The sequence below is a fragment of the Flavobacterium soyae genome (assembly GCF_045348165.1).
Lineage (GTDB): Bacteria > Bacteroidota > Bacteroidia > Flavobacteriales > Flavobacteriaceae > Flavobacterium > Flavobacterium soyae.
In genome coordinates this window covers 71,514-94,700 of sequence record NZ_CP150845.1, presented here as the reverse complement: position 1 = coordinate 94,700, position 23,187 = coordinate 71,514, and the positions used below count along the sequence as shown (strand labels likewise).

At 32.6% G+C, this 23,187-nt stretch carries 25 protein-coding genes; 10 read left to right on the top strand and 15 right to left on the bottom strand.

What is annotated here, in order from left to right; translation table 11 throughout:
* Positions 1-415: 415 nt before the first annotated feature.
* From AABD74_RS00480 to AABD74_RS00465, 4 genes are all read right to left on the bottom strand, one after another.
* On the bottom strand, positions 416-874 hold the full coding sequence (locus AABD74_RS00480) for a transposase (protein ID WP_406844373.1): 459 nt from the start codon (positions 872-874) through the stop codon (positions 416-418).
* Between the two features lie 41 nt (positions 875-915).
* A complete protein-coding gene (gene cobT / locus AABD74_RS00475; RefSeq protein ID WP_406844372.1) occupies positions 916-2,595 on the bottom strand; it encodes a nicotinate-nucleotide--dimethylbenzimidazole phosphoribosyltransferase in 1,680 nt (559 codons plus the stop codon).
* A gap of 122 nt (positions 2,596-2,717) precedes the next feature.
* Positions 2,718-3,227, bottom strand: coding sequence for a bifunctional adenosylcobinamide kinase/adenosylcobinamide-phosphate guanylyltransferase (gene cobU, locus AABD74_RS00470; RefSeq protein ID WP_406844371.1), 510 nt, complete (start codon positions 3,225-3,227; stop codon positions 2,718-2,720).
* Between the two features lie 91 nt (positions 3,228-3,318).
* Positions 3,319-3,678 carry a DUF5522 domain-containing protein gene (locus tag AABD74_RS00465; protein ID WP_232683088.1) on the bottom strand — a complete coding sequence of 120 codons (360 nt, stop codon included), beginning with the start codon at positions 3,676-3,678 and terminating at the stop codon, positions 3,319-3,321.
* Positions 3,679-3,773: 95 nt separating this feature from the next.
* On the opposite strand from AABD74_RS00465, the gene AABD74_RS00460 reads away from it, so the two are divergent.
* The 5 genes from AABD74_RS00460 to AABD74_RS00440 all read left to right on the top strand — a co-directional run bounded on the left by AABD74_RS00460 (position 3,774) and on the right by AABD74_RS00440 (position 7,303).
* The gene (locus AABD74_RS00460; protein ID WP_406844370.1) at positions 3,774-4,916 is read left to right on the top strand and encodes an ABC transporter substrate-binding protein; all 1,143 of its coding nucleotides are present in this window, start codon (positions 3,774-3,776) and stop codon (positions 4,914-4,916) included.
* 1 nt (position 4,917) lies between these two features.
* On the top strand, positions 4,918-5,946 hold the full coding sequence (locus AABD74_RS00455; protein WP_406844369.1) for an iron chelate uptake ABC transporter family permease subunit: 1,029 nt from the start codon (positions 4,918-4,920) through the stop codon (positions 5,944-5,946).
* A gap of 74 nt (positions 5,947-6,020) precedes the next feature.
* The gene (locus tag AABD74_RS00450; RefSeq protein ID WP_255669562.1) at positions 6,021-6,200 is read left to right on the top strand and encodes a GxxExxY protein; all 180 of its coding nucleotides are present in this window, start codon (positions 6,021-6,023) and stop codon (positions 6,198-6,200) included.
* Positions 6,128-6,436, top strand: a complete 309-nt coding sequence (locus tag AABD74_RS00445; RefSeq protein ID WP_406844368.1) for a GxxExxY protein — start codon at positions 6,128-6,130, stop codon at positions 6,434-6,436. The genes AABD74_RS00450 and AABD74_RS00445 overlap by 73 nt, the downstream gene beginning before the upstream one ends.
* 90 nt (positions 6,437-6,526) lie before the next feature.
* Positions 6,527-7,303: an ABC transporter ATP-binding protein gene (locus AABD74_RS00440; RefSeq protein WP_406844367.1), complete on the top strand. Its 777-nt coding sequence runs from the start codon at positions 6,527-6,529 to the stop codon at positions 7,301-7,303.
* A gap of 116 nt (positions 7,304-7,419) precedes the next feature.
* Here the strand turns inward: AABD74_RS00440 and AABD74_RS00435 are convergent, their stop codons facing one another.
* From AABD74_RS00435 to AABD74_RS00410, 6 genes are all read right to left on the bottom strand, one after another.
* Positions 7,420-7,944 carry a hypothetical protein gene (locus AABD74_RS00435; RefSeq protein ID WP_406844366.1) on the bottom strand — a complete coding sequence of 175 codons (525 nt, stop codon included), beginning with the start codon at positions 7,942-7,944 and terminating at the stop codon, positions 7,420-7,422.
* Between the two features lie 86 nt (positions 7,945-8,030).
* Complete coding sequence (locus tag AABD74_RS00430) at positions 8,031-8,501, bottom strand: hypothetical protein (protein ID WP_232683092.1); 471 nt, start codon at positions 8,499-8,501, stop codon at positions 8,031-8,033.
* Positions 8,502-8,516: 15 nt separating this feature from the next.
* Entirely contained in the window at positions 8,517-8,996 is a 480-nt protein-coding gene (locus AABD74_RS00425; RefSeq protein WP_406844365.1) for a hypothetical protein, read from the bottom strand.
* A gap of 2 nt (positions 8,997-8,998) precedes the next feature.
* On the bottom strand, positions 8,999-9,454 hold the full coding sequence (locus AABD74_RS00420; protein ID WP_232683095.1) for a tRNA (cytidine(34)-2'-O)-methyltransferase: 456 nt from the start codon (positions 9,452-9,454) through the stop codon (positions 8,999-9,001).
* Positions 9,455-9,484: 30 nt separating this feature from the next.
* Positions 9,485-10,057 (bottom strand): pseudouridine synthase, encoded by a 573-nt coding sequence (locus AABD74_RS00415; protein ID WP_406844364.1) that lies wholly within the window; start codon positions 10,055-10,057, stop codon positions 9,485-9,487.
* A gap of 62 nt (positions 10,058-10,119) precedes the next feature.
* Positions 10,120-10,326, bottom strand: coding sequence for a hypothetical protein (locus AABD74_RS00410; protein ID WP_406844363.1), 207 nt, complete (start codon positions 10,324-10,326; stop codon positions 10,120-10,122).
* Positions 10,327-10,875: 549 nt separating this feature from the next.
* On the opposite strand from AABD74_RS00410, the gene AABD74_RS00405 reads away from it, so the two are divergent.
* A complete protein-coding gene (locus AABD74_RS00405; RefSeq protein ID WP_406844362.1) occupies positions 10,876-14,289 on the top strand; it encodes a choice-of-anchor J domain-containing protein in 3,414 nt (1,137 codons plus the stop codon).
* Positions 14,290-14,347: 58 nt separating this feature from the next.
* Here AABD74_RS00405 and AABD74_RS00400 read toward each other — a convergent pair whose 3' ends face one another.
* From AABD74_RS00400 to AABD74_RS00385, 4 genes are all read right to left on the bottom strand, one after another.
* Complete coding sequence (locus AABD74_RS00400) at positions 14,348-14,875, bottom strand: MepB family protein (protein ID WP_406844361.1); 528 nt, start codon at positions 14,873-14,875, stop codon at positions 14,348-14,350.
* A 121-nt stretch (positions 14,876-14,996) separates the two neighbouring features.
* A complete protein-coding gene (locus AABD74_RS00395; RefSeq protein ID WP_406844360.1) occupies positions 14,997-16,859 on the bottom strand; it encodes a hypothetical protein in 1,863 nt (620 codons plus the stop codon).
* On the bottom strand, positions 16,856-17,407 hold the full coding sequence (locus tag AABD74_RS00390; RefSeq protein WP_232683100.1) for an RNA polymerase sigma factor: 552 nt from the start codon (positions 17,405-17,407) through the stop codon (positions 16,856-16,858). Before AABD74_RS00390 ends, AABD74_RS00395 begins: the two co-directional genes overlap by 4 nt.
* Before the next feature lie 162 nt (positions 17,408-17,569).
* On the bottom strand, positions 17,570-18,421 hold the full coding sequence (locus AABD74_RS00385; RefSeq protein ID WP_232683101.1) for a protease complex subunit PrcB family protein: 852 nt from the start codon (positions 18,419-18,421) through the stop codon (positions 17,570-17,572).
* Between the two features lie 172 nt (positions 18,422-18,593).
* Here AABD74_RS00385 and rmuC point away from each other — a divergent pair, with 172 nt between their 5' ends.
* From rmuC to AABD74_RS00365, 4 genes are all read left to right on the top strand, one after another.
* Entirely contained in the window at positions 18,594-19,979 is a 1,386-nt protein-coding gene (gene rmuC / locus AABD74_RS00380) for a DNA recombination protein RmuC (protein WP_406844359.1), read from the top strand.
* Between the two features lie 173 nt (positions 19,980-20,152).
* On the top strand, positions 20,153-20,701 hold the full coding sequence (locus AABD74_RS00375) for an acyl-CoA thioesterase (protein ID WP_232683103.1): 549 nt from the start codon (positions 20,153-20,155) through the stop codon (positions 20,699-20,701).
* A 42-nt stretch (positions 20,702-20,743) separates the two neighbouring features.
* Entirely contained in the window at positions 20,744-21,139 is a 396-nt protein-coding gene (locus AABD74_RS00370; RefSeq protein WP_406844358.1) for a VOC family protein, read from the top strand.
* Between the two features lie 484 nt (positions 21,140-21,623).
* Positions 21,624-22,193 (top strand): YceI family protein, encoded by a 570-nt coding sequence (locus AABD74_RS00365; RefSeq protein WP_406844357.1) that lies wholly within the window; start codon positions 21,624-21,626, stop codon positions 22,191-22,193.
* Between the two features lie 3 nt (positions 22,194-22,196).
* On the opposite strand, the gene AABD74_RS00360 is transcribed toward AABD74_RS00365, so the two are convergent.
* Positions 22,197-23,108: a TIGR01777 family oxidoreductase gene (locus AABD74_RS00360; RefSeq protein ID WP_406844356.1), complete on the bottom strand. Its 912-nt coding sequence runs from the start codon at positions 23,106-23,108 to the stop codon at positions 22,197-22,199.
* Between the last annotated feature and the right edge of the window lie 79 nt (positions 23,109-23,187).

The window sequence follows — 23,187 nt, the reverse complement described above, 5'->3', positions numbered from 1 at the left end:
TAGCCGAATTCTCTATTTGGCTAAAGCCCTTTGAGAGGTAATTATTTTATCCCAGTATCTAAAGATATTGGCAATTGATTTTTAACTTATTTTTTATGCTTAGTTCATTCTTTTCAAAGGGGTAAAATTTTGAAAATAAAAATTTAATGTTTTGGTTTAATTGCCTCCAGATTTATCTGGAGGTTTGAAGGATGTTATGTCTAAAAGGCTTTAGCCGAATTCGCCATTTGGCTAAAGCCCTTTTGAGAGGCAATTATTTTATCCCAACATCTAAAGATGTTGGCAATTGATTTTTAATTTATTATGAAATGCTCTTTGCATAAAATATTTTAAGATAAAAGTTAAATTTAATTGCCTCCAGATTTATCTGGAGGTTAAAAAGAATTAGCACCTTCTGGGCTTTAGCCAAATTCCATCAAGATATTTTTTTAAAACCAAATTTGGTTATAAACTCATCATATTCCTCTTGAAATGTTTTCTTTTTATGATGTTCTTCTTGATTTATAATATAATCTCTCACTTTGCCAACAATAGATTCTGATACAGAAACCGCAAAATATTCATCCTGCCATTCAAATTTTTCTTTTGTTAATTGATTTTTATTAATCCAGTATGAAGACTCACCTTTTAACAATTGTATTGTTTTTTGAATTGTTTGATTATTTCCTAATGAAATCAAACAATGGCAATGGTCAGAATATCCACTAATGTAATCCAGATATATTTCTTTTTTTAATGCATTTTCTTTTATGTGGTGCCAGATTTTTTGGCGTAGATCAACCGAATTTAAAAAAGGGAACCTGTTTTTTGTACTCCAAACGCAATGAATATAAACTTTAGTAAAAGGCATGTATGATTTTTTAAATAATTTCAATTTATGATTCAAAGATATAAACTGTAAATTAAAATTGAAAATTATTTCCTACTAACTCCAGCACTTTCAAAACTAGCCATTTCATTCAAAAAAGCCTCAGCCGATTTTAAAATAGGAAATGCAACTGCACAGCCGGTTCCTTCGCCCAGACGCAAATCTAAATTTAAAATAGGTTTTGCACCAAGATAATTTAATAATTTTTGATGTGCTTTTTCGGCAGAGCAATGACAGAATATGGCATTTTTTTTAATATCAGGATTTATTTTAAAAGCAATTAAATAAGCGGCAGAACAAATAAAACCATCAACCAGAATAAGCATTTTGTTTTCAAAAGCGGTCAGCATTCCGCCAGCCATTTGAATAATTTCAAAACCTCCAAAATGGGCGATTAGTTGTTTTAATTCGGCTTGACCGGAATAATTTTCGAGTGCTTTTTTTAGAATATTTTGTTTGTTCAGAAGTTTTTGATCGTTAATTCCGGTTCCTTTTCCAACACACTCTTCAATTGAAAAACCGGTCAAAAGACTCATTAAAACCGATGCAGTAGAAGTGTTTCCAATTCCCATTTCACCAAAACCGATACAATTAGAACCTGTTTTAGCAATATCGTCAACAATTGCTTTTCCTTTTTCAAAACACAATTGTAATTCCGTTTCGCTCATGGCAGAAACATGTAGAAAAGACTGCGTTCCTTTTGCTATTTTGGCGTCAATCAATTTTGCATTTGTCGGGAAATCATAATTTACTCCAGAATCTACAATCGATAATTGAATATTATTCTGCTTGCAGAAGGCATTAATTGCTGCGCCGCCTTCCAGGAAATTATTCACCATTTGGCGAGTTACATCCTGCGGATAGTCACTTACACCATGATTTGCAATTCCGTGATCTGCTGCAAAAACAACAATATTAGGTTTGATGATTTTAGGATTTAAAGTTTTAAAAACTGCTGCCATTTGAAAAGCCAGGGTTTCTAAAGTTCCTAAAGAACCAACAGGTTTTGTTTTGGAATCTATTTTTTCTTGTAAAAGCTGACTGAAATTGGTTTGATTATTTTCTTTTTTCTGAGACTTAAAATCAAAATCTGAAACGTTTATTTTATGAATTTCATTGATTTCTTTACAATCGGCAGTTTCAGATTTTTGTTTCCAATGCAGTTGCTGTAACATAGGCTGATTACCATAATTTGTAGCAGGTTTACCAATGCAGAAATACCCAAGCGGTTCTATGTATTCTGGTAAATCAAGGATTTTTTTAAACTGGTAATAATTTAAAATTGAAACCCAGCCCATTCCGTAACCTTGTTCTGTAAGCGAAAGCCAAATATTCTGCGCCGCACAAACCGAACTAAATTTTACAGCTTCGTTACTGCCGATAGTTCCAATCGTAAACTGATTTAAAACAGACCGGTCATAAGCTATTATAAGTCCAATTGGAGCTTCTTCAATCGCCTCCAGTTTCAATGATTTATAAAGTTCTTTCTGCTCCGGATTGTCGGTAAGTTCTTCGGCTTTTTTATTATAATCTAAAAATAAATTTTTAATGGCACTTTTAACCTCATCTGATTTAATGATATAATATCTTGTAGCATCTGTAAGCCCAACAGAAGGCGCCCAATGTCCAGCCTGCAAAGCTTTTTGAATTACTTCGTCCGGAACCTCATCGGTTGTAAAATGTCGGGTATCGCGGCGTGATTTTAATATATCGTCTAAACTAGTCATAAATTCCAATTTTTTAAATTTCAAATTCCAAATTCAATTACAATATCAAAATTCAATATCAATTTTGGAATTCACGTAAAGATACTTCACGATATTGGAATTTGGAATTTAAATTTTGGAATTTAACTCTTAATTTTGACCGGAATTCCGGAAACCATCAAAACAACTTCATCTGCATTTGAGGCCAGAAACTGATTCATCCAGCCTTGCAGTTCGGTAAATTTTCTGCCAATTTCGGTTGCGGCGTGAACGCCCATTCCAATTTCGTTGGTTACAATAATTAGTGTTGCATTTTCCTGATTGGTAATTGAAAGAAATTCTTTTTTTGCTTCTTCCAGACTTAAACTAACGTCGTTTTTATTGTCTACAAAAAAGTTGGTAAGCCAAAGCGTTACACAGTCGATTAAAGCAACTTTTCCGGAAAAGTTTATTTCGCTTAGATGTTTTTCTTTTTCAATATTCGTCCAGCGTTCGTCTCTTTCCAGTTGATGACGATCAATTCGGTTTTGAAAATCAGAATCCCATTTTCTGGCTGTCGCCACATATATAGGAGCATCTGAAAGCTGTAATGCTAAATTCTGGGCATAACTGCTTTTTCCTGATCGCTCGCCTCCGGTAATTAAATAAATCATTTTTTATTTAGTTATAAGTTATGAGTTATAAGTTATGAAACGCAGAGTAACAAGTAAAGATCTTTAACTTATAACTCAACACTCATAACTTCTAATAAGGGCAATGACGACATTTGTTTCCACAGCAGGTACCACGTTTTAGATGATACCAGGTTTTAAAAACCATATTGCCGTTTTCGGTATAGTAGTCAATTCCCTCAATTAGTTTATCTGTTTTGGGCAAAGATATGGCTTTATTTTTAAGGGCATTTTTAGGAGTGATAGTTTCTACATAAGCATCGATTTTGTCTTCGCAGGCTTCTTTAAAACAAACGGGACAAAGACAGTCGCCTCCTTCAGAAAGGTTGAAAATTGGCGGGTAGTCGTTGCACCAGCATTTTTCAACCGAAATATCTCCGCAGCTGAATTGAGATTCACAGCTTGAGCAAATTTTAATTTTTGTGGTATTCATAACGTAAAGATACAAATTGTTGAATTTTGTAAGAATAAAGGTAAACAAAAAATTTAGAAAATGCTTTACCTTTGTTCCTTTCGAAAACGTAAAATATGAGACATTTATTCCCTAAATTGATTTTTATTTCTTCTTTTTTTATTCTCTTCGGATGTAAGAAGAACGAAACGAGCGAAGTAGCAAAATCTGAGACTGCAAAAAACAGTATTGAATATGCATCTGGACTTTCTATTGTAAAATATGATGGTTATTCAGTCGTAACAGTTTCAAATCCATGGCCTAATTCGAATAAAGACCTTAAATATATTTTAAAAGAAAAAGAAGCAAAGGTTCCGGATAGCCTGCAGACATATACCACAGTCCAGGTTCCGTTAGAATCTGTTGTGGTAACTTCAACAACCAATATTCCGTTTTTAGAAATGCTTGGAGTAGAAAATAAATTAGTTGGATTTCCGCATACCGATTATATTTCGTCTGAAAAAACAAGAGTATTAATTGACAAAGGTTTTGTGAAAAACGTTGGACAAAATGAAAAATTGAATATCGAACAATTAATAGAATTATCGCCGGATTTGATTGTGACTTTTGGAGTTGACAATAACAATCCGATGCTGGATAATTTAAAGAAAAGCGGTTTGAATGTTTTGATTCAGGGTGACTGGATGGAACAGTCCCCGCTTGGAAAAGCAGAATGGATAAAACTTTACGGAGCATTATTTGGTAAAGAAGAAAAGGCAAAAGAATTATTTGATAAAATCGTTCAGAGTTATGATCAGACAAGAAAACTGGCCGCAGAAAAAACAGCAGGCTCAACAGTTCTATATGGTTCGATGTATGAGGATGTGTGGTACGTTGCCAAAGGAAACAGCTGGGTTGCCGAGTTTATGAAAGATGCGCACGCCAATTATTTATGGGCAGATTTAAAAGGAACGGGAAGTGAAGGTTTGTCCTTTGAAAAAGTTTTAGATAAAGCAAAAACGGCAAATGTCTGGATTGCTTCGGGGTCGTTTAAAAACCTGGATGAATTGCAAAAAGCAAACCCGCATTATGGAGAATTTGATGCTTTTACAAATAAAAAAGTTTATAGTTTTGAAGGGAAACGGGGTGCAACTGGCGGAACGGTTTATTATGAATTGGCGCCAAGCCGACCGGATTTAGTTTTAAAAGATTATATTAAAATTTTTCATCCTGATTTATTGCCGGGCTATGAATTTACTTTTGCATCAAAACTGAATTAAATTGGCAAACAAAAAACGAAATACCATTTTATTTGTTGTTTTGACTCTGGGGCTTTTACTAATGTTTCTGGCAAGCATTAGTTTAGGATCGGTCATGATTCCGCTAAAAGATGTTTTTACAAGTTTAACCGGAGGACATGCTGCAAAATCAACCTGGGAATATATCATTATAAATTATCGTCTGCCAAAAGCGATTACGGCAGTTTTGGTTGGAACCGGACTTTCGATCAGCGGACTTTTAATGCAGACTTTATTTAGGAACCCTCTTGCCGGACCTGATGTTCTGGGACTCAGTTCAGGTGCTAGTTTAAGTGTTGCATTTGTAATTTTAGGAGCGGGATTTCTACCTCCGTTTTTAAGTGTAATTGTTTTATCGCCTTACGGAATAGTGATTGCTTCGACGTTTGGGAGTACAATGGTTTTACTTTTGGTTGTGGTAGTTTCACAAAGATTACGTGATACCATGGCAATTTTAATCATGGGGCTAATGTTTGGGAGTTTTACAATCGCAATCGTAAGTGTTTTGACTTATTTTAGTACGGCAGAACAGCTGCAGAAATTTACATTTTGGTCAATGGGAAGCCTTGGCAATTTTTCGTGGTCAACTATAGGGATTTTAAGTTTCTGTGTGCTATTTGGCCTGCTTTTAAGTGCTAATTGTATAAAACCTTTAAACGCATTACTTCTGGGCGAAAATTACGCAAAAAGTATGGGTTTGAATTTTAAAAGAGCGAGATTAATAATCATTGTTGCGACCAGTATTTTATCTGGAAGCATAACGGCTTTTGCAGGGCCAATTGCTTTTATCGGTTTAGCAGTGCCGCATATTGCAAAGCTGACTTTTCAAACCAGTAATCATACTATTTTGTTTTGGAGTACTTTGTTTTTTGGAGCGATTATAATGTTGTTCTGCGATATTGTTTCACAAATGCCTGGTTTTGATGTTACGCTTCCAATAAATGCCATAACGTCTATAATTGGTGCGCCGGTTGTGGTTTGGCTTTTGATAAGAAAAAGAAATTTTCAGTAAAAACCTACAAAATATTTATATCTTTAGTTTTTTAAACACATAGAAACATAGTTTTTATTTCAATTAATGAATTAATGATTACTCAAAAATATTTAGATGAATTAACTTATGAAGTTTTAGGTGCTTCAATAGAAGTCCATAAAATTATTGGAAAAGGATTACTGGAAAATGTTTATCATGAATGTCTGAAAGAAGAACTCTCACAAAGAAAATTAAATTTTTTTACAGAGATGAGAGTTCCAATAATATATTAAGGAGTAAGGAATTAGTAACAGATTTTCGATGTGATTTATTTGTTGAAAATTGTTTGGTAGTAGAATTAAAAACAGTTTCCGAAATAAATTCGATTTATCAAGCTCAACTGTTGACATATATGAAACTTTTAAAAGCACCAAAAGGAATTATAATTAATTTTAATTGTTTTAATATTTTTAAAGAAGGTCAAAAAACATTTGTAAACGAATATTTCAGATCATTGCCAAAGCTTTAGTTCAACTATGTTTGATTTACAAGTAAATCTTAAATTCCTTCTAATAAGACAAAGAAACCTATGTTTCTATGTGTTTAAATAAAAAACGCAATGAAGAATATTCTATCAGCTTCAAACTTAACTATTGGATACAAATCCAAAAAAACAACAGTGACTATTGCTGAGAATCTAAATTTAAATTTAAGTTCAGGAAAACTGATTTCTTTAATTGGTGCAAACGGAATTGGGAAATCGACTTTATTGCGAACAATTACCGGAATTCAACATCCGTTATCAGGAAATGTTTATTTGAATGAAAAAAATATCTCAGCTTATACACCCTTAGATTTAGCACAGAATTTAAGTTTGGTTTTAACCGAAAAATTACCGCCTAGTAATCTCTCTGTTTTTGAATTGGTGGCGCTCGGTCGCCAGCCTTACACAAATTGGGTTGGAACTTTAACCCAAACTGATATCGAAAAAGTTCAGGAAGCAATGAAGTTGACGCAGATCGAACATCTTTCTCATAAAAAACATTACGAAATAAGCGACGGACAATTGCAAAAGGTTTTAATCGCAAGAGCTTTGGCACAAGATACTCCGCTGATTATTTTAGATGAACCTACAACACATTTAGATTTACTGCATAAAGTTTCGTTGTTTAAACTTTTGAAAAAGCTGACTCAGGAAACTCAAAAATGCATTTTGTTTTCAACACACGATATTGATTTGGCAATTCAATTAAGTGATGAAATGATAGTTATGACGCCCGAAAATGTTGTGCAGGATGAACCTTGTCATTTAATTTCAAATGGAAGTTTTGCAGCTTTGTTCAAAGATGAACATATTATTTTTGATGCTGAAAAAGGAAAGTTTATCGTTACCTGATTCATTTCCTGCAAGGTTTTCCAAACCTTGTAGGTATTTGTTTATTGCCAGCTTTTAAAATTTATACCTACAAGGTTTGGAAAACCTTGCAGGAAGACCGAGATTTTTTTTAATCCTTACCTTTCTAAAAATTCTAAATCAAGGTAGTTTTTATTTTTGTCTTTTAAATCTATATATAAAACAGTTTCTCTTTTTATTGCGAAATGCATTTTTAATATGGTTGTATCCATACCTATATGAAGACTATAATGTATAAAATCACCTTTGTAAGGGATTTCAAGCTCAATCAAATTATAGTTAATATTCACAGAAGAAACTTTATCTTCATACTGTGATGTATGTCTAACTTCTTCTTTCCATGAATTTGATTTTATTGGAATATTTTCAAGATTAACAATTATTTTTTCTCCATATTTCTTAAGCTTTTGAATCTCAGCATTATTATTTTCTATTGCTTTTTTATCTTTTGAATTTTCAATAAATAACCAAATACCAAAGGGTAATAAAATAATTATTCCTATTCCCACAAACATTATATTTCCGTCAAGTCCAACACGAAAAATTAGTATCCCTAATAAAAGTATCCCTAAAAATATGTATTTGAATAAGCCTTTTACCTTTTCTTTAAAATTTATACTCATGCTGAATTAATTGTTAATTGGATATTTATTTTTGTTTTCTTTAAGCTAAAATAATCGTTTCTTAGATAAAATCTTAAATATTAATTTTATTGATGATTTTGTATTTCAGCATTTAGAGCTTTTATCAGAATTTTTAAAGATGTATTAACTTTGCTTTTAAAGTTAATGTAAAATATAAGGGCTGTAAAAACTATAAAAGATGCGAATATTTTCCAGTTAAAAAAGTCGTCAATTGGATTTATAAATATGAAAATAGTAAAGCCTATATTTAATAATAGAATTAAAAAGAATATTGGCTTTAAATAAGAAGGTATTTTAAAACTTAAAATGATAACACGATGATTTAAATATTCTATTATCTCACCGTTAATTTCAGGACGTAATTGACTTCTTGGACCAAAATCAAATGTTGGATATATTTGAAACTCAGAAGTAGATATTTTTCCTTCAAACTTGTATTCTCCTTTTGAATTTGTATGAAATTTTTCGGTAATAGAATTGAGTTTATTTATAATATCTTGAGTTTCTAAGTTTGTTTTTAATTTAAAAGTATACATTTTTAGAAAGATATTTTATTGGATATTATTTTCTTTCTTAAATCTATTTCGGTGAATAGTAAGCGCGATGCTTAATTCACTTGCGTCAGTATTTAATTCATTAAGATCAAACTGCATTACCTGACTAGGTTTAATAATATAATAAATAAAAAAATCGGTGCTGGACCTGCCGTAGAATTTCGTATCAACTCTTTCGTTTTCAATATTATTCCAAGGGACAAGTTCTTCATTTTTGTACTGAATTCCTTTTGAGTTAATTCGAAACTGAACTTCATTAACTTTCTTTAGCAACTTTAATGCTTTGTAAACTAAAAATAGAATAATAGGCAATAATAAAAAGAATACTATGAAAGTGTTTTTATTTGTCAGTGAGTAAATTGCAAAGATGAAAAGTCCAATTGCGGCTAAAAGCCAAGCATAAATTGTAGTTTGAGAATAATAAATTAGTTTTTCTTTAGAATAGCTTAAATTATTTACATCAATTAAAGGTCTCATGACTATTTTTTTAGAGCAATCTGCCTCTTAGCTTCACCAACTACAAAAGCAACAGAATTCGCAATATTAAAAGAGCGAATAAGCGGTGACATCGGGATTGTTAAATGATTTTCAAATCTGGCCATAAATTCTTTGCTTAAACCAACGCTTTCCTTTCCGAAAACTAACCAGTCACCATCCTGAAATTCATTTTCTAAATATGATTTTTCAGAATGAGAACTCATTAAAAATACACGGGAATGATCTGGAATTTGTTTTACCCATTCGTCAACATTTTGATATTCGGTTACATCAAGGTGTACCCAATAATCCAAACCGGAACGTTTAAGGTTTTTATCATTAATTACAAAACCAAAAGGATGAATTAAATGCAGTCTGCTTTGTGTTCCTACACATAATCTTCCAATATTTCCGGTATTATTTGGTATTTCTGGTTCTACAAGAACAACGTTTAGCATTATCGTTTATTTGTTAATTCGTTTAATCGTTTAATCGTTTATTTGGAAATCGTTTACTTCTAAAACCTCTCCGGCTTTTAAGTTCTGCAAATATACATTTCCTATCCGAACACGAACTAAACGTAAAGTGGGAAAACCAACTGCGGCGGTCATTTTGCGAACCTGGCGAAATTTTCCTTCGTTTACAGTAATCGATGCCCATGAAGTCGGGCCATGTCGTTCGTCTCTGATTTTTTTTGCCCTTGGTCCAAAATCAGGAATTTCAGTAACAATAAAAGCAGTGCAGGGTTTTGTTTTGTATTTTCCGCCTTCAAAACCTATTTCTACGCCTTTTTGCAATTGTTCAATAGCTTCGGGAGTAATTATGCCATCAACCTGAACATAATATTCTTTGTCGACTTTTTTGCTTCTTATCTGTTCACTTACTTTTCCGTCTGTCGTTAATAAAAGCAAACCTTCAGAATCTTCATCGAGCCTTCCAATCGCCATTGTACCTTCGGGAAAATTATGCAGTTCGCCCAAAAGTTTTTTCTTTCTTTTTAATTCATAAATAAATTGGCTTAAATAACCGTAAGGTTTAAAAAGAATGAAGTGTCGGTGCATGTTTTATTTTTTTGCAAAGATAGCTTTGTTCTGCAAGTATTAAAGTAAATTAAAAGAATCGATTACGCGTTTTTTGTTTTCATCTTTTTCAGCCACTCATAAACAAACCAGATCACTGTAATTCCAAACAGAATTAAAAGTGGTGTATAATAATTTTTGAAGAAATCATGAAAATAACTTCCAATAAAAATATAGATTGAAGCCATGCATAATTTTATCAGAATAAATTCGGCATTAGACCAGCTTGTTTTGATTTTAAAAAATTCCATAAGATTAGTTTTTTAGTTTAATTGTTTGAAAAATAACAAATTGTAAGTTTATGTTTAAAGTTATGAAAATGATTTCTAAACTAATGCTGTGTTAAACCATTTCTCAAAAACGCTATTCAAATTTGCGTCCGGATAATCATAAAGACCGCAGAAATATGAAATTAAATGGTAAGGAAAAAATTACTGACTTAAGTGAGTTTAATGTGAAATAATATTTGATTATAATAAAGTCTTAATCCACTTTTTTTCGATATAAATTATTTAAAGCTGTTCCTTTTTGAGACATTCTTTTTATATCTGCAAAAATACAATACAGTAAAACAAGGGTATTTTCTTGTTAATAAAACTAATCGGTTTTAGCTTATTTATGCCTCAGAAAAATCTTCTAAAAACGCATTATTATTGAGGATAACGATAATTAAAGGTAAAATGTTGCTGTGTCTTTTAGAGGTATTTATGAAATAACTTACAATAATTTCATGTTTTTACAATATTCTCTTAACTTTAAACGGTATAAATTTGATCTCTAAAAACTCAATTTTTAAGCTTATGAAAAACATTTACTCGATACGCCATCTCATGGCTTTAACTTTTTTTTGGTGTTCGTTAAGTCTGGTTGCGCAAACTTTTCCAACGCCTCAGAATTTGCCTTATGAGCAAAATTTTTCTTTTGCCCCAACAGTTACAGCGTACCCTTTAGGGTTTCAGGGCTGGACTGCAGCTACAGCTCCGGGATCTGCTTTTAATACAAATGCAGCATTAGTGGCAGACAGACCTTTAGCAGCTAGCAGTACTGCAGCAACTAATAGTGGAAATTTTCATAATTATGATGGCAAAATTGGCTTTTTAAATACAGGTTCATTAGACCTTACAATTGGTTTTGCTTTTGATGGCACCGGACAAAAAGCAATACAAGTTCAGTATGATGCTATGACAATTCGTAATCCATACGATGTGCCGCCTGCTGCAACTAATACTCGTATTAATGAAATGGTTTTACAATACAGAGTTGGTACAAGCGCTCCTTTTACATCATTATTATCAACTGCTTACGCAAATAATGATGTAAAACAGACAACAGCGGTTACAACGCCTCAGAATTTAAAAACGATAAAAGTAACTTTACCGGCTGAATGTGACAATCAGCCAATAGTACAAATTCGATGGATTTCAAGACAAGTTTCAGGAGCAGGGGCACGTCCTTCATTTGCAATTGATAATGTTGATATTAAAAGCGATGTATTAGCTCCGGTTAATGCAGCTGGTTATCCAAAAGTAGATAATATCTTATCTCAAAGTTTTGATTTTATCAGTAAACTGGATGAAATAGGAAAAACATATTATGTGTTATTACCGGGAGGAAGTGCAGAACCAGCTATTGCACAAATAAAAGCCGGACAGGATGCCGCCGGAGCAGCTGCTTTGCAATCTGGATTTTTAGATATTACAGATGCATCTCAGGAATCTGTAAAAAGTTTTACGGGATTAAGTTTGAGTACTTCATACTCTGTTTTTTCTGTCTCCGAAGATCCTTATGGAAATATTCAGTCTGCTGTAAATAGAATAGATGCAGCAACTTCAAGTGTTGCCCTTCCTTCTTTAACAACTACGGTTGCTTCTTTGAATTTAGGTTTTTCTGAAACAAATTTTGATTCAGATATTTTTACGTACCAAATTCAAGGTTCAAATCTTACAGATGACGTTATTTTAACTTCGACAGCAAACTTTACCATTTCTAAAGATAACAGTACATTTGCTTCATCCTTAACATTTGCTGCTGCTGATTTTGCTTCAAATGCAGCTCCAACTGTTTATGTAAAGTTTACACCAAATGCAATCAGCAGTTTTACCGGAGAGATAACGCACGAATCAAATGGTGCAGCTACTAAAATAGTTACACTGACGGGAGTAGGAATTAATCCGTACGTACAAGGATTTAATGATCCTAATGTCTTGTCTAATAGCGGATGGACACAGTATAATGCAGCCGGAACAGTAAATAAATGGTCGCCTACAACTGTTGCCAGAAATGTAAATTCAGGAACGGGAGCAGTTTTAATGAACGGTTATTCTGATTCGGGAGCGAGTAAAGACTGGTTGATTTCTCCTAAATTGCGTTTAGATACTTTTGGGCAATTTGCATTATTATCTTTTTACTCTCGTAAATTTTATGCAGGTCCTGGTTTAAAATTATTGGTATCTACTGATTACGATGGAAAAAGTAATCCTGAAACGGCAACCTGGACAGAATTGCAAGGTAATTTCCCAACTGTTACGGGAACTTATACCAAATCGCAATACATCAAATTAAATGATTACAAAACGAGCCATACTTATTTAGCCTGGGTTTATGAAACTACAGCGGGAGGAACTAATTTTGCTGCCGAATGGTCGTTTGACGATGCAGCAATTACAAATGAAGCGGGTTATGTAGCTTCAAACCCTGTTTTAGACTTTGGAGATACTGCACCAAATACTGTTTCGGCAAGTCAGTCTTTCGTTTTTAATGCAGAAGGTTATGATGATATTACAATTACAGCTCCGGCATCTTTTGAATTATCATTGGATAATGTGACATTTCAATCGAGTTTAACAGTTTCATCTGCCGATGCTGCAGCCGGAAAAACACTTTACGTAAGATTTGCACCAACTACAAAACAATTGTCAATATCCGGATCTTTAACCGTTACCGGAACTTCATTAAACAAACAAATAGGTTTATTAACGGGTTCTTCTTTACCAAAAACAGATACATTTGATGTGGTAACTTATAATTTAGAATTTTTTGGCAGTGATGTAAAAGGTACAGACGGAGTAGAGTTTGGCCCAACAGATGATGCACTGCAGATTGAAAATGTTGCCAAAGTAATGAACAAGCTAAATGCAGATGTTTATGTTGTTCAGGAAGTTTCTGATGACCCGTCAATTGACGCTTTAATTCAAAAAATAAATATCAACGGAAAAACATTCGATAAAACAACTTCGACATCATGGTCGTATTCTTTTGAAGCGCCAGATCCGAATTTCCCGCCGCAAAAACTAGTAGTACTTTATAACACGCAGACAACAACAGTAAAAAAGACTCGTGTTATGTTTAAAGAGTTTTATGACGAAGTTCGTGCAGGAACAAAAACACTGCCTAATTATCCTGGCGGAAACGGGTCGAGTTTTTTCTCCTCTGGACGTTTGCCATATTTGGTAACGATCGAAACCAATATGGGCGGATTTACAAAAGAAATCAATCTTATTGATCTTCACGCGCGTGCAAACAGCGGAAGTGATATTTCACGATACAATATGCGTAAATATGATGCCCAGGTTTTAAAAGACAGTTTAGATGCACATTATTCAAACTCTAATTTAATTATTTTAGGAGATTATAATGATGATGTAAAAGCATCTGTAATTACGCCAAATCCTTCTTCTTACGAAAGTTTTGTTACAGATACTAGTAACTACAATGCACTTACTTTAGGAATCAGCCAGGCTGGTGCTTACAGTTTTTTAAGTTCAGGCGGATTTTTAGATCACATTATAATTTCTAATGAATTAAACGATCAATATATTCCTAACTCGATTGCAGTTTATGATCCTCGTAATGATATCCCGGGTTATACCACAACAACATCAGATCACGGGCCTGTAATTGCTCGTTTTGAATTAAAACAAGATGTTTTGTCTACTCCTGATTTTGGATCTAAAAATGGATTTTTTGTAACAGCATATCCAAATCCGGCGGTTGATGATTTAAATTTTGCCGTAAAAACAAACGAAAACAGAAACTTTAAACTAAGACTTTACGATATAAATGGCCGTGTATTAGGAAATCCTATCGAAATTAATAGCAGTCAGGAGCTTTCAAATACAGTATTGTCTGTTCGCAATTTATATCCGGGACTTTACATTTATACTTTATCAGAAAATAATAAAGTGGTTTATAAAGAAAAAATCCTAAAAAAATAAGAAGGGTTTAATTCATAAAAAAAGGCAGTTCAAATTCGAACTGCCTTTTTGTTTTTATCTATCTGCCAAGTAAAAACTTAGCACGATCTATATCAATTTGATCAGAAATTGACAAAAAATAATCCAATTGCCATTGCTGGGTTTTTTGTGCCTGTCTGCTTGTTGTTTCGTCCCAGGGCGGATAAACTCTTGTAGCTCTTATTCCTTCTTTTATAGTTGTAGTAAAAATTCCTTTTTTGAGCAGAATCTCTTTCGGAAAAATAAACTGACCTAAAAGATTTTCTTTTTGAACGCTGACGATTACAAAATCTATTGTATCTAAATAATCAAAAGGTTCGATAATTCCAGCTTTATTACGTTTCCACAAAGTTACAAACTGACCTGTTTTTGTTGGAGTAATTTTAGCCGATCTAAATTTAATCCGGCTTTCGCCGATTTTAAAATCGAAAGCGTCATATTCCTGACTTTCCTTTTCGGGTTGAGGTTCAGAACATTCAAAATTGCAAACATCATAAATCAGTTCTTTTGCAATTTGTAAATTCTTCGGAATAAATTTTATATCATTCCAATTATTTTTAAAAGCCATTTATTGGTTTGTTTTTCTTGCAAATTACAATAAATCAAACATAATTCAATAAAAAAGGCAGTTCGAATTGAACTGCCTTTTTGTTATATCTAATGTAATTAAAAACAATAAACTATAGATATTAAAAATTAACATTTAATCCAAAATTCAATCCCCATTGAAATTGATTGAAAGATTGATTACTTAAAGGATTTGCATAATAATTTACAGCAGGCTCAACAAATACATTTGTTTTTTTATAAACACGGTATTGTATAGTACTGCTTAAGGTAGAACCATAAACGTAGTTGTTTGCATTTACGTTTTCTCCCATAGAATTTCCATCTATCGATACACTGTTTGAAATCAATTTACCAACAAATCCGCCAGTGTTTATATTAATATTTGTCCTGTTTTTATTAAAAACAGAATACGATACTTCCAGGGGCATTTCAATGTAACGAAGATTTTGGTCCAGATTTCCAGTTTCGATATTTTCGCTTTGCAGCACATCTTTAGTACTATTTGAGACTAGAAGATAATTTGCGCTGGTTGCAATTTGAGGAACGCTTTCATTTTTTACAAAATAATCAGTCGAGCTAAAAAGAGCTTCATTTCTTGCGCTCAAATAAGAAACATTTGCCACACTTTGCCCTAGTTCATTAATTTTAAAACCAGAAGCAACGGCCCATTTTTTATTGATTTTGTACTGTGTTTTTACGCCGTATGAATTACTTTGTTTAGAATCGTTTACGTTTCCTAAAGTTTTATTGTTTTTATAATTTTCAGAATTGGCAACACCTGCAAAAAGCTGTAAAGCCCATTTTTCTGATTTTGATAATAATTTTTCTTCTTTTTTCTTTTTCTCCTCAGGAGTTACAATTCCTTTTTCTAAATTTTGAAGCTCTGCCAGCTGCACTGAATCCTTTTTGCTTAATACGCTGGTATTGGTAAAAACAGTATTGTTTTTTGAATTATCGTTTTGGCTGCTTACGATGCTTTTATCAACCGCAGTTTTTTGAATGTTTTGTTTTTCTTTATTTGTATTAACGGCAATTAAATTTCTATTTAAAGGAGAATTAGAAGGAGATTTTAAAGCATTGTAAACAATATTGTTATTGTTTTTTGAATTTGGATTTTCTTCAAAAATTGAATTTGATATTTGGGTTTTCGAAGCAGCATTAAATTTATTTGTTTTTGCCGGAGCAAATGTTTTCTCTGCCAAAATCTTATCAGCATTTCTTTTTTCAATGTCTGATTGACTTTTCGAACCAAAATTAAAAGAATTCGATTTGTTTGGGGCAAATGATTTTTCGGCGACAGCCTTATTTAAATTCTCTTTTTTAGTGGTCGAAATTTGATTTTTAGATGCCGCATTAAATCCATTCCCTCCAGCTGAAACAAATGATTTTTCGGCAGCAGCCTGATTTGAATTTCCGTATTTATGGTTTGAAATCTGATTTTTTGAAACAGAATTAAACGTATTACTTCTTGCCGGAATAAATGATTTTTCGGCTACGGCATTATTTCTTTCAGCGTTAAATTTTGGTTCAAAGCGGCTATTGTTTGTTTTGTTTTGAGAACCAGTCTGAGCTTTAACTGCTTCCGGATTTTGATTTAATTGATTACTGTTTGATTGATTTGTTGTTTTTTCTGATGATGAAACCCGATTATTATTTGATTCTTTTTCCAGGATATTTTCTTTAGTTTGAATACTTCTGGTTTTATCTGTGTTAATATTTTTGTGATCCAGAACAACATTATTATCTTCAATAGAATTGTTTTGTATTGTTTTAATTCCGGAATTATTAGAAGTAAAATACAATACAGAAGGAAGCAGTAAGCCTAATAATAAGCATGCAGCCGCCGACCACCAAAGAATTGCTCTCTTCTTCTTTTTAGGTTTGTCTAGTTTTTCTTCAATCTGCCCCCACAATTCAGGAGGCGGAACACTCGAGAAGTCTTCCATTGATGAAAAAATATCTTCTATTTTTTGCTTCTTCATGCTATCTTAAAATTTTTTATGCTCAGTATTCTTTTTTGCAAAATGTGCTTTGCCCGATTCAAATTTGATTTTGATGTTCCTTCAGAGATTTTTAATAATTCGGCAATCTCTTTGTGTTTCATTTTTTCAAAAACATAAAGGTTAAAAACCGTTCGATATTGATCCGGTAAATCCCTAATATATTCTAACAGTTTTTCTTGTTCAATCGGGATAATGTCCAGTTCCTCTTCTTCGATAAAATCAGTATCGGGATCAAAAACATCTAAAAAGAAACTCTCTTTTTTCTTCTTATTTATAGTTTCAATCAATTTATTAATGAAAATCCGTTTTAGCCAGCCTTCAAAACTTCCTTCAAATTTATATTGGCCTATTTTTTGAAAAACAATTACAAATGCTTCCTGGAAAACATCCTTCGCATCGTCTTCATTTTTCATATACTTAAGGCAGATACCATATAAAACAGGAGAGAACAACTGATATATTTTCAGTTGCCCTCCTCTGTCATTTTTCATGCAAAGCTTAATATATTTCTCTAAATCGTCTTTCAAAAAATGGATTAATTTGGTTTTGCAAAAATAGTTCTTAAAAGCTTACAAAACTACATTTTGTAAATAGTCAGAACCAGTGGTATTTTGTGTTAGTTTTTGATTATCAAGTATATCTGTATCTTTTGTTGGGTCGTAAAAGATACAGACAGTACTCAAAGAATATTATTTTAGGCTGTTGATTTTTGCCTTAATTGCCATTTTGAAAGCTTTAATTTCACTGCTTTGATCTGCAGTATCATTATTGTCAATAGTAATTTTAGTTACCGTAATTCCTTGGCGAAGCTCAAAATAAACACCACCTTGAGCACCTGGTGTACCATACGTTTTTGTCTGACCTTTAATTGCTAAAATTTCTGCAGGAATTGTTTTTGAGAATAATGTATACTCACTTCTTACTGTTTTTGCATTGTATTTATATTGTGCAAACTCATAGTTTCCGGTAGTTACACCAAGAAATTTTAAAACATTGTAGTCATTGAGCTGAAAAAAGTCGTTTGTAGTTGCAAAACTTCCAATTACAATATTATCAGGGCTTTCGTTTGTTCTGTTAAATAAAATTGCTTTTGAAGTTCTTGGAATCAAAATGAAATCAGATGGATAAGTTGGGGTCTGCGTTAAAGTTTCTCCTGTCTGCGGCCCTTTTTCATAAAAATTAATAATGATTTCGCAGTTGTTTTCTACAATTGAAGTAATTTTTATTGCGTAACCATTTGTAGGTTTTACTCCGGCAAAAAGTGCTACTAAATAATTTTTTGAAAAATCAATGTTTGGATCGCTTGCAACTGTACATGTATTTTCATGTTTTGTAAAATAAGCATCCATTTTTTCCTGAGAACCTACAATTAGTGCACTTGGATTATTAGGCAAATTTTTTACACTATAATTGCATAAAAGAGGGAAACCTGAAAAAGGTAAATCTGCATTAGTTCCACAATCAACATTCAGGTCGTCATTACTAAGAGAGCAGGCGCTAAATCCAAAAGCGATAAATAAGCTCAACATTAATTTTTTCATGATTATTTTTTAATAGGTTATATCATGTAGATGGTACACTTTTAAAATGGTTGCGTTAAAAACAAAGAATTATGTTTGTTTAATTTAGAATTAATACTAATTCGTGAAATTTTAATTTTTAAAATTAAGCACTACGTATTATTGCGTACTTTTACTTAAAATAAACTTAGACATGTTAGAATTTCTTCCACTTTTATTGGCTTTTATAATTGCTTTGTTTCTGGGGATATACTTAGGAAAAATGTTGTTTTCTGCTAAATTTCAGGCAGAAAAAGTGAGCTTAGAAGAAAGATTAAATGCAAATGCGAGTCAGTCTCAACTGCAGAAAGAGCAATTTGAAATAGAAAGAAATAATTTTCAGAAACAGCTTCATTTAAGTAATTCTGAGAAGGAAAATATCAGAACAGAAAAAGATAGTCTGGCAATTCAGCTTTCTAAAAAAGAAGTTGATTTTGAAAATTTATGGGAACGCCATAAAGAACAAAAAAGTGAAATAAACGAACTTCAGGAAAAATTCACCAAAGAATTTGAAAACCTGGCCAATAAAATTCTCGAAGAAAAATCGGCAAAATTTACAGAACAAAACAGCGAGAATATGAAAAATATTCTGCTGCCGCTTCAGGATAAAATTCATGTATTTGAACAAAAAGTAGATCAAACCCATAAAGAAAGTATCGATTATCATGCGGCGCTTCGCCAGCAGATTATTGGTTTAAGCGAAATGAATGTTCAAATGAGCAAAGAAACCCTAAACCTGACCAAAGCATTAAAAGGCGACAGCAAAATGCAGGGAAACTGGGGTGAACTTGTTTTAGAACGCGTTCTCGAAAAATCTGGTTTAGAAAAAGGCCGCGAATATGAAGTACAGCAAAGTTTTGTAAACAGCGAAGGAAACCGTGTTTTTCCTGACGTTGTAATCAATCTTCCAGACGGTAAGAAAATGATAGTCGATTCTAAAGTTTCTCTTGTTGCTTACGAAAAATGGGTAAACGAAGAATCTGATTTACTAAAAATCGATTGGCTTAAAGAACACGTTTTGTCAATTAAACGCCACGTAGAACAACTCGGAAATAAAAATTATCACGATTTATACCAAATAGAAAGCCCGGATTTTGTTTTGCTTTTTATCCCGATAGAACCGGCTTTTGCTATTGCGCTGAACGAAGATTCGACTTTATACAATAAAGCTTTCGACAGAAATATTGTAATTGTTACTCCAAGTACATTATTAGCAACACTGCGTACAATAGACAGCATGTGGGCAAACCAAAAGCAGCAGGAAAATGCTTTTGAAATTGCCCGACAAGCAGGAGCTTTATACGATAAATTTGAAGGTTTTGTAACCGATTTAGTTCGAATTGGAAATAAAATTAAAGATACCAAAACAGAATATGAAAGCGCCATGAACAAACTTGTTGACGGTAAAGGAAACCTGATTTCGAGTGTAGAAAAATTGAAAAAAATGGGTGCAAAAGCCAAGAAATCACTTCCCGAAAATATCATCAACAGAGCTTTAAATACGGATGAAAATGAATTATTGAATCAAGAAAATATTTAAACACATAGTCCCGATAGCTATCGGGATATTTTTCTGTGAAAGAATTAAAAAGAAACTAGTCTCTAACACATAGCTATGTTTGTTAATGCAAGTGAAACACCTTTAACGACATTTGAAAACTATGTTTCTATGTGTTTAAAATAATAATTATAGAAATTTCCAAAAACAAAAACATGACTACAGATTTTAAACCCGTTTCTTCATCAAAAATCAGCATTTCAGAATTAATGCTTCCGTCGCATACCAACTTTAGCGGTAAAATTCATGGGGGATATATTTTACAGCTGCTGGATCAGATAGCGTTTGCTTCGGCTTCAAAATTTAGCGGTAACTATTGTGTAACGGCTTCTGTTGACACAGTAAACTTTCTTAAACCAATAGAAGTTGGAGAATTAGTAACCATGAAAGCTTCTGTAAATTATGTTGGAAGAAGCTCAATGATAGTAGGCATTCGTGTTGAAGCGGAGAATATTCAAACCGGAGTTATAAAACATTGTAATTCGTCTTATTTTACAATGGTTGCCAAAGATAAAGAAGGAAAAAGTGTTCCCGTTCCCGGACTTATTTTATCTAATCTCGAAGAAGTGCGACGTTTTAGAAAAGCAATCAAACACATCGAAGTTAGAAAAGAAGTAGAAGAACACGAAAAAATTGCCAATATTAACTCAATCGAAGACTTAGCAAGCTTAGATAAATACAATGTGCTTTTAGAAATCAGCTAAATTTCCCTATCTATATTTGATACACATTTAAATAAAGAAATCATGATAAAGTTTGGATATACAATTTTATACGTTGAAGACGTAGAAAAATCAATTGAGTTTTATGAAAACGCATTTGGATTTGCAAGGAAATTTATAAGCCCGGATAATGATTATGGAGAATTAAATACTGGTGAAACCACGATTTCTTTTGCATCAAAAAAGTTAGCATCGCATAATTTAAGCGATGGTTTTATAGAAAGCAGTTTAGAAGCCAAACCTTTTGCCATTGAATTAGGTTTCATAACAGAAGATGTTGGTGAGCTCGTTCAAAAAGCAACTTCGTTTGGGGCTGTTTTAGTTACAGAACCAAAGAAAAAACCATGGGGACAAGTTGTAGCGTATGTAAGAGATGCGGACGGTTTTTTATTGGAGATTTGTACGCCAATGCATGGATAAAAATTGATCAATCGTGTGAATGGCTGTGAAGTCCCTACGGGACATTTGGGTCATTCGTTATTTTTTAGCTACCGATATATAATTCCTAGCGGAATATCTCGTAGAGATTATATATCGGTAGGAAAAAAAATAAATTGACGACATCGTTTTTGTCCCGTAGGGACTACACGGCATTTGTTGTTTCACTATCAAATTAAAAAAAATATCTCGTAGAGATTACATATCGGTAGAAAAAAAATAAAATTGCAACCACGTTTTTGTCCCGTAGGGACTTTACATTTTACATATTACAACTACCATTTTACACCCCAAAATATTCACAAATATTTAGCACTAGTTCAAGAACTCTGCGTCTCGAAATTTCGTAACTTTAAGTATAAAATTTGGTTACGAAATTTTTTCACGGAGTACTGCCGTTCTATTTTTTATCTTGTAATTTTCTTCTTAAAAATAGAATGACATAATTGTTTAATTGATGACGATTATGAAAAGAACTACATTGCTTATTTTATTTTTTACTGCATTTTCAATACTTGCCCAAGACAAATTTAAAACCACTAAGGCAGTTGTAAATTTTGAAGCTTCTGTTCCTTTTTTTGAAGAAGTAAAAGCAGTAAATAAACTCGGGTCTATTATTCTTGAACCAGAAACAAGTGCTTTAATTTGTACTGTTGTAATCAAAGATTTTCGTTTTAAAATGGATTTAATGCAAGAGCATTTTAATGAAAACTATATTGAAAGCCATCGTTATCCAAAGGCTGTATTTAAAGGAAAAGTTGCAAAATTTGATTTAAAAAACGTTGATGGAATTGAAAAGGAATATGATGTAAAGGGAAAGCTTTATCTGCACGGAAAATCGAAAATTATTGAAATGAAAGCTTTGATAAAAAGAGTTCCTGACGGAATTCAAATTTCGTGTAATTATCCAATCTCACTTTCAGATTTTAATATTGCAATACCAAGTGTTGTAGCCAGTAAAATTTCAAAAACTGCCAATACTAATTTACTTGGAGTTGTACAAAGCGAAGATATGAAGTTTTTAACTTTGAAATGATTTTTAATTAATGCTTGCTATAAGTGCTTTTTCTAAATCGGTAAACTGAAATTCAAATCCGGTTTTTTGTATTTTTTCTGATGACACCCTTTGCCCTGTTAAAACAGCTTCACTCATTTCTCCTAAAACAATTCTAAGAATAAAAGGAGGGATTTTAGGAAGCCAGATAGCATATCCGTATAATGCTGCTAATATTTTAGAAAACCTCAAATTTGTAGTGTTATCTGTCACGGCCGCATTATACGGACCATGCATTTGGTCATCTGAAACTGCTTTACAATAAATTTGAGATAAATCTTCGATATGAATCCAGGGTAAATATTGTTTTCCCGAACCTAAAACTGCCCCAAAACCAGATTTAAAATTAGGGTTAACTTTTTTTAGGAACCCTTCATCTTTTCCCAAAACAATTGCGGTTCTGATTTTTACGGTTCGAATGCCTAATGATTCGATCTTATCAACTGCATTTTCCCAAACCCGACAGGTCGTGCCTAAAAAGTCATCTGCCGCCGGCGTTTCTTCTGTACAAATTTTGTGACTGGTAACAGCGCCGTAAATTCCAACTCCCGATGCCGAAATAAAAGCATTAAGCTTTTTATTGTTTTTTTCTAAAACCGAAAAAATCAAATCAATTGGTTTTATGCGGCTTTCCAAAATTGCTTTTTTTCTTTTTTCTGTCCATCTTTTTTCAACGATTCCTTCGCCCGCAAGATGAATTATGAAATCAGCATTTAGAACGGCATTTTCATCCATATAATTTCCGTCCAAATCCCATTTATAATACGTGATTTCAGAAGTGTTTTCTTTATCAGAACGACTCAAAACTGACACAGAATATCCAGCTCCAATTAGAATATTTGCTAAATGTTTTCCAATGAATCCGCTTCCTCCGGTTAATAGAACATTTTGAGCCATAATAGTTTATAATATATTTAACAGTGCTTGCCGTTTAATCATTAGTAAAGGTACTTAAACAATGTTTACCTTTATGGCA

Excerpts from the sequence above, each read along its gene's own strand:
- cobT (WP_406844372.1), bottom strand. The coding sequence starts at position 2,595 with ATGACTAGTTTAGACGATATATTAAAATCACGCCGCGATACCCGACAT.
- cobU (WP_406844371.1), bottom strand. The coding sequence starts at position 3,227 with ATGATTTATTTAATTACCGGAGGCGAGCGATCAGGAAAAAGCAGTTAT.
- AABD74_RS00465 (WP_232683088.1), bottom strand. The coding sequence starts at position 3,678 with ATGAATACCACAAAAATTAAAATTTGCTCAAGCTGTGAATCTCAATTC.
- AABD74_RS00460 (WP_406844370.1), top strand. The coding sequence starts at position 3,774 with ATGAGACATTTATTCCCTAAATTGATTTTTATTTCTTCTTTTTTTATT.
- AABD74_RS00450 (WP_255669562.1), top strand. The coding sequence starts at position 6,021 with ATGATTACTCAAAAATATTTAGATGAATTAACTTATGAAGTTTTAGGT.
- AABD74_RS00445 (WP_406844368.1), top strand. The coding sequence starts at position 6,128 with ATGTCTGAAAGAAGAACTCTCACAAAGAAAATTAAATTTTTTTACAGA.
- AABD74_RS00440 (WP_406844367.1), top strand. The coding sequence starts at position 6,527 with ATGAAGAATATTCTATCAGCTTCAAACTTAACTATTGGATACAAATCC.
- AABD74_RS00435 (WP_406844366.1), bottom strand. The coding sequence starts at position 7,944 with ATGAGTATAAATTTTAAAGAAAAGGTAAAAGGCTTATTCAAATACATA.
- AABD74_RS00430 (WP_232683092.1), bottom strand. The coding sequence starts at position 8,501 with ATGTATACTTTTAAATTAAAAACAAACTTAGAAACTCAAGATATTATA.
- AABD74_RS00425 (WP_406844365.1), bottom strand. The coding sequence starts at position 8,996 with ATGAGACCTTTAATTGATGTAAATAATTTAAGCTATTCTAAAGAAAAA.
- AABD74_RS00420 (WP_232683095.1), bottom strand. The coding sequence starts at position 9,454 with ATGCTAAACGTTGTTCTTGTAGAACCAGAAATACCAAATAATACCGGA.
- AABD74_RS00415 (WP_406844364.1), bottom strand. The coding sequence starts at position 10,057 with ATGCACCGACACTTCATTCTTTTTAAACCTTACGGTTATTTAAGCCAA.
- AABD74_RS00410 (WP_406844363.1), bottom strand. The coding sequence starts at position 10,326 with ATGGAATTTTTTAAAATCAAAACAAGCTGGTCTAATGCCGAATTTATT.
- AABD74_RS00405 (WP_406844362.1), top strand. The coding sequence starts at position 10,876 with ATGAAAAACATTTACTCGATACGCCATCTCATGGCTTTAACTTTTTTT.
- AABD74_RS00400 (WP_406844361.1), bottom strand. The coding sequence starts at position 14,875 with ATGGCTTTTAAAAATAATTGGAATGATATAAAATTTATTCCGAAGAAT.
- AABD74_RS00395 (WP_406844360.1), bottom strand. The coding sequence starts at position 16,859 with ATGAAGAAGCAAAAAATAGAAGATATTTTTTCATCAATGGAAGACTTC.
- AABD74_RS00385 (WP_232683101.1), bottom strand. The coding sequence starts at position 18,421 with ATGAAAAAATTAATGTTGAGCTTATTTATCGCTTTTGGATTTAGCGCC.
- rmuC (WP_406844359.1), top strand. The coding sequence starts at position 18,594 with ATGTTAGAATTTCTTCCACTTTTATTGGCTTTTATAATTGCTTTGTTT.
- AABD74_RS00375 (WP_232683103.1), top strand. The coding sequence starts at position 20,153 with ATGACTACAGATTTTAAACCCGTTTCTTCATCAAAAATCAGCATTTCA.
- AABD74_RS00370 (WP_406844358.1), top strand. The coding sequence starts at position 20,744 with ATGATAAAGTTTGGATATACAATTTTATACGTTGAAGACGTAGAAAAA.
- AABD74_RS00365 (WP_406844357.1), top strand. The coding sequence starts at position 21,624 with ATGAAAAGAACTACATTGCTTATTTTATTTTTTACTGCATTTTCAATA.
- AABD74_RS00360 (WP_406844356.1), bottom strand. The coding sequence starts at position 23,108 with ATGGCTCAAAATGTTCTATTAACCGGAGGAAGCGGATTCATTGGAAAA.